The sequence below is a fragment of the Puerhibacterium puerhi genome, assembly GCF_009846865.1.
GTDB classification, from domain to species: Bacteria; Actinomycetota; Actinomycetes; order Actinomycetales; family Cellulomonadaceae; genus Puerhibacterium; species Puerhibacterium puerhi.
The window spans coordinates 1-11916 of the sequence record NZ_WUWN01000064.1 but is presented as its reverse complement, the minus strand read 5'-3'; the positions used below and the strand labels follow the sequence as shown (position 1 = coordinate 11916).

Below are 11916 nucleotides of genomic sequence, written 5' to 3'. Positions count from 1 at the left end.
GCCGGATCGCGCGGCGCCCCGGCGACCGGCGCGGCACCCGCCGCTGCCGCGCCGTCCCGCGCGACGCCGTCGCCGCCGGCCACCGCGCCGACCAGCGCCGCGCGGGCGGTGGCCACCACGCCGCGCAGGTCGAGCGGCGCGCCCACGGTCGCGCGGCGCTCGTCCGCCTCGCCGTCGTCCCCCGGCGGCGCCACGAGGTCGCAGAAGACGCTCGGCGCCTCCTCGGCGTCCTCCACGGCGGTGACCAGGAGCCGCCGCCGGGCCCGCGAGGTCGCCACCGCGAACGACCGCAGCTCGTCCGCGAGCACCTGCGCCCGTGCCTCCGGGCCGAGGCCGCGCGCGTCGTCCGAGCGCCCGGCGAGCAGCTCCACGAGCGCCTGCGAGCCGAGCAGCGAGTCGCGCAGGCGCAGGTCGGGCCACACGCCGTCCTGGACGCCGACCACCACGACGACGTCCCACTCGCGGCCCGCCGCGCCGGCCGGGGTCAGCGCCTCGACGGCGTGGACGCCGGTGGCGGAGGCGGCGAGCGAGTCGGCGGGCAGGTCCTGGGAGCCCAGGTAGTCCACGAAGGCGGCGACCGGGGCTCCCGGCATGCGGTCCACGTACGTCTCGGCCGCCCGGAAGAGGGCCAGCACGGCGTCCAGGTCGCGGTCCGCGCGCACGCCCGCCGGGCCGCCGGCGAGCGCCGCGTCGCGCCACCGCTCGGCCAGGCCGGTCGCCGCCCAGACGGCCCACAGCACGGTCTGGGCGGTCGCGCCGGGTTCCCGCACGGCCTGCCGGCCGGCGGCCAGCACGCGGGCGACCGCCACGGGACCGCGCCGCACGGCCGGAGGCAGCGTCTGCGCCCGGGCGGGGTCGCCCAGCGCCTCGACCAGGAGCGCGTCCGAGGTTCGCCCGCCGCCGCCCGCGAGCTCCTCGGCGCGCAGCGCGCGGCGCAGCCGGCGCAGCGCCACGGCGTCGAGCCCGCCGACCGGCGAGGTGAGCAGCAGGGCCGCCGTGGCGGGGTCGAGCAGCGGGTACGGCGCCGGGTCGTCGGCCTCGAGCGCCTCGCCCGCGTGCGGCCCGTCCCCGGGCTCCCCCGCGCCGGCCGGCGCCGGCTCGCGCGGCGCCTCGGGGCTGTCCGCCGCGCCGGCGCACACGCGCAGGGCGGCGAGCAGCGGGGCCACCGCCGGCTCGTCGCGCAGCGGCACGTCCGACCCGAGGAGCGCCACGGGCACCGAGGCCGCGACGAGGTCGCGGCGCAGGGACGCCAGCCGGTCGCCCGAGCGCGCCACGACCGCCATCCGCTCCCACGGCGTGCCGTGCAGCAGGTGCTCGGCCCGCAGCTCGCGCGCCACGTACGCCGCCTCCTGCGCCGCGCCCGGGAGCACCGCCACGCGGACGCCGGAGGGAGGCCCGTCGGCGCCGTGCGCCGCCTCGCCGGCGTCGGCCTCGCCCGCCGCCGCCGCGCCCGGCGCGGCGTCGCCGGCGCCCTCGGGGCGCGGCGCCGCCCCGCGGTGCAGCGCGCCCGACACGGTGGCGATGCGGGTGGTCACGGCGCGGGTGACCTCGCGCAGCTCGGCCGGCTGCCGCCACGCCGTGCCGAGCACGACGACGTCGGCGCCGAACGCGCCGAGCGCCCCCGGGCGCGCCGGGGCGGCGGCGCGCCCGACGAGGCCGGGCGTCGCACCGCGGAAGCCCTGGACGGCGGAGTCCGGGTCGGCCAGCAGCACCAGCCGCGCCCCGGCGTCGTGCAGCACGTGCAGCAGCCGGGCCGTCGCGACGGTGGCCTCCTGGTAGTCGTCGACGACGACGAGGTCCCACGTCGGGCGCGGCACCCCGGGCACCTCGTCCTCCCACGCCTGCAGCACCGCCGCGGCCTCGTCGACGACCGCCGCCGGGTCGTACCGGGCGCCGGAGTCGGGGGTGGCGACGCGCAGCGTCGTGACGTCGAGGTACTCCTCGTACAGGTGGGCGGCCATCACCCACTCCTCGCGGCCGTGGCGCCGGCCCAGCTCGGCGAGGTCCGCCGGGCCCAGGCCGCGCTCGGCGGCGCGCATGAGCAGGTCGCGCAGCTCCTGCCGCAGGCCGCGCAGCCCCAGCGACTCCGCCGGCAGGCCGGCCGGCAGCGCCAGCGGCGTGCCGTCCCCGGCGAGGTGGCCGGCGAGCAGCTCCGCGAGCACCAGGTCCTGCTCGGGGCCGGAGACCAGCGTCGGCGCCGGCTCGCCTAGCGCCATGGCGCGCGTGCGCAGCACGGCGAACGCCGCCGACGCCGCGGTGCGCACCATCGGAGCGCCGACCGTCCGTCCCGACGCCGCGGCGACCCGGTCGCGCAGGCGGGCGGCCGAGCGGCGCGACGCGGACAGCACGAGCACCCGCGAGGGTTCCAGGCCGCCGTCCGTGATGCCCTCGACGGCGACGGCGGTCGCGACGGTCGTGCGGCCGGTGCCCGGCGCGCCGACGACGAGCGTCACCGGCCGCTCGGCCGCCGCCTCGACGGCGGCGCGCTGCGTCGCGTCGAGCGCGACGTCGTCCGCCGCGCCCTGCCGCGGCGGCACCAGCCGGGGCGCGAGCGGGCGCCTCCCGGGGTGCCCGGTCGGGGCGAGGGTCGTGGTCACGGGCAGTATCCGATCACGCCCCACCGACACGGCCCGGCGCGCGCCCGGATCGGCCCTCCGCGAAACCGGCGCGCTCGACCACGGCCGGGCGCGGGGCCCTGACTAGGATCGATCCCGCCCCTGGCACTCGCGCTCCGCACACCCGGGCGCCCATCGAAGGAGTCACCGTGGAAGTCACGATCGGCGTGCAGAACCACCCGCGCGAGCTGGTGCTCGAGATCGAGGAGACGGCCGACCACGTCGCCGAGGCCGTGAAGAAGGCCCTGTCCGACGGCGTGCTCGAGCTGACCGACTCGCGCGGTCGCCGCGTGGTCGTCCCGACGGCGACGCTCGCGTACGTGGAGGTCGGCCCCGAGGAGCAGCGGCGCGTCGGCTTCGGCTCGCTCTGACCCGCTAGGCCCCGCTGCAGGCCCGCCCGGACGTCCGGGCGGGCCTGCGGCGTCCCGGGACCGGCCGCGACCAGGCTCAGGCGACCAGGCTCAGGCGGCCAGGCCCATCCGGTCCATGCGCCGGGTGTGCTCGGCAGTCAGCTCGCTCAGCACCCACGCGGTGACGTCGACGCCGGCCTCGCCCGGCTGGTGGAACCGGCGCGCCGCCTCGCGCGCGAGCCCCGCCAGCGCCGGGCGCTGCGCCAGCAGGGTCTGCGCCAGCGTCAGCGACTCCCCCACCACCCGCCGGCCCCACAGCGCCAGCCTCGACGCCAGGACGGCGTCGGCCTGGGCGGCGGACCGCACCAGGACGGTCGCGGCGTCGTCGTGCTCCCGCTCGGCGTCCGTCACCCCGATGGCGGCGCCGACGGCGGCGGCGTCCTGGGCGGGCAGGCCCCGCGCCAGCAGCCGGCACAGGTCGCCGGCGACGCCGTGCCCGACGACCCCCTTGAGCAGCCCCTCCCACCACGACGACGCGGGGGTCCGCTCGTCGAACGGGTCCAGCACGTGCCGGAAGGGCTCCATGAGCGACAGCTCGTCGGCGCCCTGCGCGGTGCCGACGGCGAGCAGCTCCTCCTGCCGCCGCAGCACCCGGCCCGCGACCCGTGCGAGCTGCTGCGCCCCTGCCAGGTCGGGGGCCCCGACCGCGTGCGCGGCCAGCAGCCCGAAGGTCCGCAGCTCGACGTAGCCGGCGAGGCCCACCAGCTCCGCCAGGGCGCCGTCGTGCGCGCCGGCCGTCGTGGGACCCGTGCTGCTGCGCTGCTCGCTCACGCGGTCAGGATACGGGCGGCTGCGGGCCCGTCGCGTAAGATGTCGCCGTACCACGGTTGCCCGGTCGTCACGTGCAGACCTCCCGCGGCGGCCCGGGCACGGCTCGCGCCGCGACCGGCCAGCCCCGCGACGTTCCTTCCGCGATCGGCTGCCGTCCACCAGGTGCGGTGCGCCGACGTCGGCGGCCTGCTGCCGCGCGCTCGCCGCGCCCGCGCCGACACATCGACCGAGGGCACAGTGACCACCACAGACAACATCGCCGCGGAGCAGACCGCACCCACCGTGAGCGCCATCCAGGCGCAGGACGCCTCGTTCGCCGACTTCGGCGTGCGTCCCGAGATCGTCGAGGCGCTCGCCGCGGTGGGCATCACCCACCCCTTCCCCATCCAGGCCATGACCCTGCCGGTCGCGCTCCAGGGCCACGACATCATCGGCCAGGCCAAGACCGGCACCGGCAAGACGCTCGGCTTCGGCGTCCCGCTGCTGCACCGCGTCGTCGCGCCGGGCGAGCCCGGCTACGACGAGCTGCCGGCACCGGGCAAGCCGCAGGCCATCGTCGTCGCGCCGACCCGCGAGCTGGCCGTCCAGGTCGCCAACGACCTGGCCACGGCGTCGAAGAAGCGCTCGGTGCGCATCGTGCAGATCTACGGCGGCCGCGCGTACGAGCCGCAGATCGAGGCGCTCCAGCAGGGCGTCGAGGTCGTCGTCGGCACGCCGGGCCGCATGGTCGACCTGCTCAACCAGGGCCACCTCAACCTCACCCGCGCCGCGACCGTGGTGCTCGACGAGGCCGACGAGATGCTGGACCTGGGCTTCCTGCCCGACGTCGAGCGGATCCTGTCCCGCACGCCGGCCAAGCGCCACACCATGCTCTTCTCCGCGACGATGCCCGGCCCCGTCGTGTCGATGGCCCGCCGCTACATGACGCAGCCCACGCACATCCGCGCCGCCGAGCCGAACGACGAGGGCCAGACCGTCAAGAACATCACCCAGTTCGTCTACCGCGCGCACGCCCTGGACAAGATCGAGGTGCTCGCCCGCCTGCTGCAGGCCGAGGGCCGCGGCCGGACCATCGTGTTCGCACGGACCAAGCGCACCGCGGCCAAGGTGTCCGACGAGCTGCGCGAGCGCGGCTTCGCGGCCGGCGCCATCCACGGCGACCTCGGCCAGGGCGCCCGCGAGCAGGCGCTGCGCGCCTTCCGCCACGGCAAGATCGACGTGCTGGTGGCCACGGACGTCGCGGCCCGCGGCATCGACGTCGAGGACGTCACGCACGTCGTGAACTACCAGTGCCCCGAGGACGAGCGCACCTACCTGCACCGGGTCGGGCGCACCGGGCGCGCCGGCAACACGGGCACCGCCGTGACGTTCGTCGACTGGGACGACGTGCCGCGCTGGTCGCTCATCGACAAGGCGCTCGGCCTGGGGATGCCGGAGCCGGTCGAGACGTACTCCACCTCGCCGCACCTGTTCGCGGACCTGCACATCCCCGAGGGCACCAAGGGGCGCCTGCCCAAGGAGAAGCGGGTGCTCGAGGGCCTGGAGGGCGAGGAGCTCGAGGACCTCGGCGAGACCGGCAAGCGCCACTCGCCGCAGGGCGGTCGTGACGGCGGTCGTGACGGCGGGCGTGACGGCGGCCGCGGTGGCCGCGAGCGCTCCGGCGAGGGCCGCGACGGCGGCCGCTCGCGCGGCGGCCGCGGTGGCCGAGGCCGTGACGGCGAGCGCCGCGAGCGCCCGCAGACCCCCGCCACCGACGGTGCCGCCCCCGCGGCCGACGCCGTGACCGCCGACACCGCCGAGGGCAAGTCCGACGGGCCCGCGCGCCGCCGTCGGCGCACCCGGCGCCGCTCGGGCGGCGCGGCGGCCGCGAACGGCGCCGCGGGCGGCGAGCAGCCGGCCACCACGCCGGCCGACTGACCCGGCCGGAGGCGGCGGCCGAGATCGCCGCCCGCCCTCACGGTGACGCCCCGCTCCTGCTGCAGGAGCGGGGCGTCGTCGTCCGGGAGCGCCGCAGCGTCGGCGCCGGGCGCTAGCGTGGCCGCGTGCGCCTGACCTTCACCGCGCCGCTGTGGCGCTGGAGCTCGCGGAGCGACTCCTGGTGGTTCGTCACCGTGCCGCCCGAGCAGTCGGACGAGCTCGCGGAGCTGCCGCTGCCGCCGCGCGGGTTCGGCTCCATCAGGGTGACCGCCACGATCGGCACCACCACCTGGTCGACGTCGGTGTTCCCGAGCGACGAGCAGCGCGGCTACGTGCTCCCGGTGAAGAAGGCCGTGCGCGCCGCCGAGGGGGTCGCCGACGGCGGCACGGTCACCGTGACGCTCGAGCCCGTGCGCTGAGGCGCCCGCGGGCGCGGCCGGGCCGGCGGTCCGGGTCCGGCGGCCGGCGGGCGGTTCAGGCGGTGCGGACGAACTCGATCACGGCCGTGGCGATCATCTGCACCGCGATCGCGGCGAGCAGCAGACCGGCGATGCGGGTCACCAGGGTGACGCCGGACTCGCGCAGGACGCGCTGGATGACGCCGGCGAACCGCATCGCCAGCCAGGTGCACACGTGCACCAGCACGATGGCCAGGGCGATAGCCACCCAGTGCGCCACGATCGACTCGCCGGAGGCCACCCGCTGCTGGACGAACACCATGGTCGCGACGATGACGCCCGGACCCGCCAGGAGCGGCGTGCCCAGCGGCACGAGCGCGACGTTCACCGAGCCGCCCTTGGCGGGCTCCGGCTCCTCGGCCTTGCCGGTGAGCAGCTCCAGCGCCACCAGGAGCAGCAGCAGGCCGCCGGAGGCCTGCAGCGCGGGCAGTGAGATGCCCATGTAGTGCAGCAGCTGCTGGCCGAAGATCGCGAAGACCACGATCACGCCGAACGCGACCAGGATCGCCTGGCGCGCCGCGCGGGCGCGCTGCCGGGCATCCATCCGCGAGGTCAGGGCGAGGAAGACCGGGATCGTGCCCGGGGGGTCCATGATGACGAACAGGGTCACGAAGACCTCGGTGAACAGCGCGACGTCGATCAGGCTGCTCACGGGCGGATCACGTCCAACAGTCCTTGCTCCTCGATGACGGCCAGGGATTCGGGGGACGTCGTATTCTCGCCCAGCCGGTTCGGCTTGCCCGCACCGTGGTAGTCGCTCGACCCGGTGACCACGAGCCCGAGCGCCCGCGCGAGGTCGCGCAGCCGGGCCCGGGTGGCGTCGTCGTGGTCGCGGTGGTCGACCTCCAGGCCGGCCAGCCCGGCGGCGGCCATCTCCTCGATGGTCTCCTCGGGCACGACGCGGCCGCGGGCGACCGCGCCCGGGTGGGCGAAGACCGGCACTCCCCCGGCCGCGCGCACCGCGCGGACGGTGGCGACGGCGTCGGGCGCGTGGTGCGGCACGTAGTACCGGGTGCCGGGGTGCAGCACCGTCGCGAACGCCTCCTCCCGGGAGGCCACCACGCCGGCGGACACGAGGGCGTCCGCGATGTGCGGCCGGCCGATCGTGGCGTCGGGCCCCGTGTGCGCCAGGACGCCGTCCCACGAGACCGGGAAGTCCTCGGCCAGCAGGTCGACCATGCGCCGCGCGCGGGTCAGGCGGTCGGACCGCGTCGCGTCCATCTCGGCCACCAGGTCGGGGTGCGTGGGGTCCTGCAGGTAGCTGAGCAGGTGCACGCTGACGCCGTGGGCCTTCGTGGAGATCTCGGTGCCCCGCACGAGCGCCACCCCGTGCCGCTGGGCGGCCTCGGCGGCCTCGGTCCAGCCCGCCGTGGTGTCGTGGTCGGTGAGCGCGACGACGGCGAGGCCCGCCGCGGCGGCGTCGGCCACCACCCGTGCCGGCGCGTCGGTGCCGTCGGAGGCCGACGAGTGGGTGTGCAGGTCGATCACGCGCACAGTGTAGGGAGTGAAGACGCCCCGGCCGGCGGGCACAGAGGCTTCACGGCATCTGAACCACCGCCCCGTCGCGTGCTGCCGGTGCACGCGGGACGATCGCAGGATGAACGACCTGCGGCTCACCCCGTCGGGCAGCGTCCCGGCATCCCGGCGGGGCGAGGCACCCGCCGTCGTCTTCGTCCACGGCATGCGCACCTCGTCCGAGATCTGGCAGTCCCAGCTCGACCACGTCCGCGCCCGCGGCCACGACGCCCTGGCCGTCGACCTGCCGGCGCACGGGGCGCTGCGCGACGAGCGGTTCAGCATGCGCCGGGCGTACGAGGTGCTGGACGAGGCGGTCGCGTCGTTCGGGCCGGACCGCCGGGTCGCCGTCGTGGGCCTGAGCCTCGGCGGGTACACCACCCTGGCGTGGACGGCCCGGCGCTCCACGCTCGGGCAGACGGGCGACCTCGCCGGGGTGGTGGCGGTGGGCTGCTCCTCCGACCCGAAGGGCAAGCCGGTCGCGCTGTACCGCACGCTGGCGAGCGCCGCGGTCAGCGGGTCGGCCGCTGCCCGACGACGGTCGGTCGCCGCCGCCGCCTGGTGGCGCGCGGCGGTGCTCGGCGGGCGCTCGCGCCCGGGTGGCACCGACCTGCAGGCCCTGATCGGCGGGGCCGACGACGCCGGGCCCTTCCGCCCGGGCTGGGACGTGGTCACGGACGCCCTGTCGCACCTCGCCGGCCGGTCGTCCGTGGCGAACCTGCGCGCCACCCGCGTACCGGTGTGGCTCGTCAACGGCGCCCAGGACCGGCTCCGCCTCGAGGAACGGCGCCACCTGCAGGCCGCCTACCGCGGCGCGCTCGTCGTCGTGCCCGGGGCGGGGCACGACGTGAACTCCGACGCGCCCGAGGCCTTCAACCGGGTGCTGGACCGGGCCCTGCGCGCGTTCCAGCAGCCCTGACGGCCGGACGGCCCGGACGACGCCGGGGCCGGGCGCTTGCCCCGCGGTGCGAGACTGGGGGCCATGAGCGACGCCGAGACCACGCCCACGTCCGAGACGCCCGCGCCCGCGGACCAGCCCGCCGCCGAGGCCGCCGGCACCGCGGCCGGCGGTGCCGGTGACTCGCTGGCGCAGCGGAACGACAACCGCTCCCACCGCCCGAGCTCGAAGGCCTTCGTCGAGTTCATCACCTCGGGCTGGGCGCCGCGCGCCGACCTCGGCGTCGAGCCGGCGCGCGCCGTGCCGTTCACCGCTGCCCGCCGGGCCCGGCTCGCGGCGCAGTTCCCCGGGGCGCGCCTGGTGATCCCGGCCGGCTCGCTCAAGACGCGCTCGAACGACACCGACTACCGCTTCCGCCCGCACTCGGCGTTCGCCCACCTCACCGGCCTGGGCACGGACCAGGAGCCCGACGCGGTGCTGGTGCTGCACCCCGTGGCGCCGGGCACCGGCGACCCGGACGCCGACGGCACCCGCGGCGACCACCACGCGGTGCTCTACGTGCGCCCGCTGGCCGCGCGTGACACCGAGGAGTTCTACGCCGACTCGCGCTACGGCGAGTTCTGGGTCGGCGCGCGCCCGACGCTCGAGGACGTCACCACGCTCACCGGCATCGAGGCGCGGCACGTCGACGAGCTGCGCGACGCCCTGGCCAAGGACATCGGCGCGGGCGTGACGCTGCTCGTGGTGCTCGGCGCCGACGAGGCCGTCGAGACGCTCGTCGAGGCGATCCGCGCCGAGGCCGGCGCCGACACGGTGGACGCCGAGGCGGCCGACGTGCGGGCCGCGACCGGCGAGGCCGCGGCCGCGCCCGAGCTGTCGGACGCCAAGCTCGTCGAGGCTGCCAGCGAGCTGCGCCTGGTCAAGGACGCGCTCGAGGTCGAGCACATGCGCGAGGCCGTCGCCCGCACGATCGAGGGCTTCGAGCAGGTCGTGCGCAACCTCCCGCGCGCCGTCGCCCACCGCCGCGGCGAGCGCGTCATCGAGACCACCTTCGACGCCCACGCCCGCCTGGAGGGCAACGCCGTCGGCTACGAGACGATCGCCGCCGCCGGCGAGCACGCCACCACCCTGCACTGGATCACCAACGACGGCGTGGTGCGCGAGGGCGAGCTCGTGCTGGTGGACGCCGGCGTCGAGGTCGACGCGCTGTACACCGCCGACGTGACCCGCACGCTGCCGGTGACCGGGACGTTCACCGACGTCCAGCGCCGCATCTACACCGCGGTGCTCGACGCCGCCGACGCCGCCTTCGCCGTCGCCGTGCCCGGCAACCGGTTCCGCGATGTGCACGCCGCGGCCATGGAGGTCATCGCCGCGCGCCTCGAGGAGTGGGGCCTGCTGCCCGACGGCGTCACCGCCGAGGTGGCGCTCACGCCGGAGGGCCAGCAGCACCGCCGCTGGATGGTGCACGGCACGTCGCACCACCTGGGCCTCGACGTGCACGACTGCGCCCAGGCCCGCCGGGAGATGTACCAGGACGCGGTCATCGAGCCGGGCATGGTGTTCACGATCGAGCCGGGCCTGTACTTCAAGTCCGACGACCTGGCCGTGCCCGAGGAGTACCGCGGCATCGGCGTGCGCATCGAGGACGACGTGCTGGTCACGGCCGACGGCAACGAGAACCTCTCCGCGGCGCTGCCCCGCCGCCCGGAGGACGTCGAGGCGTGGATGGCCGGTCTGCTCGGCTGAGCCCGCGCCTTCCCGGGCTGCTGCCCTCTGGGTCCAGCCGCCCGCCTGCGCCCGAGCTCACGTTGCGCGAAGCACGACCGTGTCACGGCAGGGGCATGAGCGGGTCGACCCGCATCGCCTCGCGCACGCCGGGCGGGAAGCGCGCCGCCACCCGGGCGACGGCGGCGCCGACGTCTCGCGCGTCGGCCGCCGTGAGCCGTACCGGGTTGGCTCCCGTCTCCCGGATGGCGTCGAAGCGCCGCTTCTCGCGCCACAGCTCCGCGGCCCCGTCGTGCTCCGGGCGCAGGACGCCCGGCCGGTACTTCACGGCACCGTCGAACTCGACGAGAACACCGTGCTCGGGCCACCCGAGGTCGCACCGGAATGTGCCGAGGCGCGTGACCACCGGGACCTGCAGCACCGGACGCGGCAGGCCCGCCCGGACCAGGACGTACCGCGCCCACGTCTCCCAGGGCGACTCGGCTCCGGGGTCCGCCAGCCGCAGCACCAGCTCGGCCCGGCGCCGTCCGCGCCGCGCGCGGCTGCGCGCCCACAGGTCGAGCGCCGCTGCACGGTTCAGGCCTCGTCCCAGCGCCGAGTCGGCGACCACGAGGGCGTGCAGCGGGTGCAGCGAGAGCGCGCAGTCGAGCACCGTCCGCTCGAGGGTCGTCACAGGCATCCCGTCGACCGTGGTCCGCTGGCCGGCCGGCAGGTCCACGGCGTGCCGCGCCACGTCCCCGGCGCTGCGCGACGACGCGCGGTAGCCCTGGACGACATGGACGCGCTCGGGCGCCGCCCACGTGCGACACCCCCAGAGCACCGCCGCCGAGAGGTGGCTGAACCAGTGCCCGGCGGCGAGCTGGCGGTGCACCGCCGCGATGCGGGCGAGGGCTGCGGCCTCCGGGTCGGGCGGACGCTCCCGCAGGTAGGCACCGCGGCGGACCCGGTGGACGCTCCCGACGGCACCGGCGCGGCGCAGCGCATCCCGGTCGGCCTCGCGGGCGAGCAGGACGTCGGACGGTCTCATGCCGGCAGCGTGCTCGGGCGGCGTCGGCGGCGGGGCCGGTCACCGTCATCCCTGTGGAGAGGCGTGGGCACGGCGGCCCTGGGGGTACCGCCCGGCTCCGGCGGTGCGCGGGAGTCGGCCCGGGGGCAGGGACCGTGGCGTCGCGCACGAGCCGCGGCCTGGGCGAGCCCCACTACGAGCTGCCGAACTCACGACGATATGCCGAGCTCACCGCACCGGCACAGGAGGCGGCCCTCCCGGAGGGGCTCAGTCGCGGGGACGCGGGTCGTCGTCGACCGGCGGGCGCGGCGACGCCGGCTGCTCCGGCGGCACGGCGTAGGGGTCGACCGGGGCCTGCGCCTGCTGATGCGCCTGCTGCTGGGCCTGCTGGCCCGGCACCTGCTGGCCCGGCACCTGCTGGCCCTCGGGCCCCGGCTGCGCGGGAGCCGGCTGGGCTGCGGGCTGGGCGGCCGGCTGCTGGGCCGGCTGCGCCGTCGGCAGCATCGCGCCGTAGCGCGGCTCGCCGGTCGGCGTCGTCCAGCGCGGGTCCGGCGTCCGCGGCGCGGGCGCACCCGGGGCCCCGGCGGCCGGCGCCCCC

Annotated in this window: 10 protein-coding genes and 1 pseudogene; 5 read left to right on the top strand and 6 right to left on the bottom strand. The window is 77.4% G+C overall.

The genetic code is table 11. The features are described 5' to 3' along the window. A partial coding sequence (locus GSF02_RS17570) for a UvrD-helicase domain-containing protein (RefSeq protein WP_408003916.1) occupies positions 1-2597 on the bottom strand: 2597 nt, incomplete at its 3' end. A gap of 167 nt (positions 2598-2764) precedes the next feature. On the opposite strand from GSF02_RS17570, the gene GSF02_RS17565 reads away from it, so the two are divergent. Next, a complete protein-coding gene (locus GSF02_RS17565) occupies positions 2765-2986 on the top strand; it encodes a DUF3107 domain-containing protein (RefSeq protein WP_159798666.1) in 222 nt (73 codons plus the stop codon). 90 nt (positions 2987-3076) lie between these two features. Here GSF02_RS17565 and GSF02_RS17560 read toward each other — a convergent pair whose 3' ends face one another. Next, positions 3077-3796, bottom strand: coding sequence for a ferritin-like fold-containing protein (locus GSF02_RS17560; protein ID WP_159798665.1), 720 nt, complete (start codon positions 3794-3796; stop codon positions 3077-3079). 237 nt (positions 3797-4033) lie between these two features. Between GSF02_RS17560 and GSF02_RS17555 the strand changes: the two genes are divergently transcribed. Both GSF02_RS17555 and GSF02_RS17550 read left to right on the top strand, forming a co-directional pair. Beyond that, positions 4034-5713 carry a DEAD/DEAH box helicase gene (locus GSF02_RS17555; RefSeq protein ID WP_235915668.1) on the top strand — a complete coding sequence of 560 codons (1680 nt, stop codon included), beginning with the start codon at positions 4034-4036 and terminating at the stop codon, positions 5711-5713. A 125-nt stretch (positions 5714-5838) separates the two neighbouring features. Then, complete coding sequence (locus GSF02_RS17550; protein WP_159798664.1) at positions 5839-6132, top strand: DUF1905 domain-containing protein; 294 nt, start codon at positions 5839-5841, stop codon at positions 6130-6132. A gap of 55 nt (positions 6133-6187) precedes the next feature. On the opposite strand, the gene GSF02_RS17545 is transcribed toward GSF02_RS17550, so the two are convergent. Together GSF02_RS17545 and GSF02_RS17540 are read right to left on the bottom strand one after the other, a co-directional pair. Then, positions 6188-6823: a MarC family protein gene (locus GSF02_RS17545; protein WP_159798663.1), complete on the bottom strand. Its 636-nt coding sequence runs from the start codon at positions 6821-6823 to the stop codon at positions 6188-6190. After that, entirely contained in the window at positions 6820-7659 is an 840-nt protein-coding gene (locus GSF02_RS17540; protein WP_235915667.1) for a PHP domain-containing protein, read from the bottom strand. The genes GSF02_RS17545 and GSF02_RS17540 overlap by 4 nt, the downstream gene beginning before the upstream one ends. Positions 7660-7768: 109 nt before the next feature. Here GSF02_RS17540 and GSF02_RS17535 point away from each other — a divergent pair, with 109 nt between their 5' ends. Together GSF02_RS17535 and GSF02_RS17530 are read left to right on the top strand one after the other, a co-directional pair. Beyond that, positions 7769-8605 (top strand): alpha/beta fold hydrolase, encoded by an 837-nt coding sequence (locus tag GSF02_RS17535; RefSeq protein WP_159798661.1) that lies wholly within the window; start codon positions 7769-7771, stop codon positions 8603-8605. Positions 8606-8668: 63 nt separating this feature from the next. Further along, complete coding sequence (locus GSF02_RS17530; RefSeq protein ID WP_159798660.1) at positions 8669-10333, top strand: aminopeptidase P family protein; 1665 nt, start codon at positions 8669-8671, stop codon at positions 10331-10333. An 82-nt stretch (positions 10334-10415) separates the two neighbouring features. Here GSF02_RS17530 and GSF02_RS17525 read toward each other — a convergent pair whose 3' ends face one another. After that, the gene (locus GSF02_RS17525) at positions 10416-11339 is read right to left on the bottom strand and encodes a type IV toxin-antitoxin system AbiEi family antitoxin domain-containing protein (RefSeq protein WP_159798659.1); all 924 of its coding nucleotides are present in this window, start codon (positions 11337-11339) and stop codon (positions 10416-10418) included. Positions 11340-11585: 246 nt separating this feature from the next. Next, a pseudogene (locus GSF02_RS17520) lies at positions 11586-11916 on the bottom strand (general stress protein); the annotation flags it as partial.

Excerpts from the sequence above, each read along its gene's own strand:
- GSF02_RS17535 (WP_159798661.1), top strand. The coding sequence starts at position 7,769 with ATGAACGACCTGCGGCTCACCCCGTCGGGCAGCGTCCCGGCATCCCGG.
- GSF02_RS17525 (WP_159798659.1), bottom strand. The coding sequence starts at position 11,339 with ATGAGACCGTCCGACGTCCTGCTCGCCCGCGAGGCCGACCGGGATGCG.
- GSF02_RS17530 (WP_159798660.1), top strand. The coding sequence starts at position 8,669 with ATGAGCGACGCCGAGACCACGCCCACGTCCGAGACGCCCGCGCCCGCG.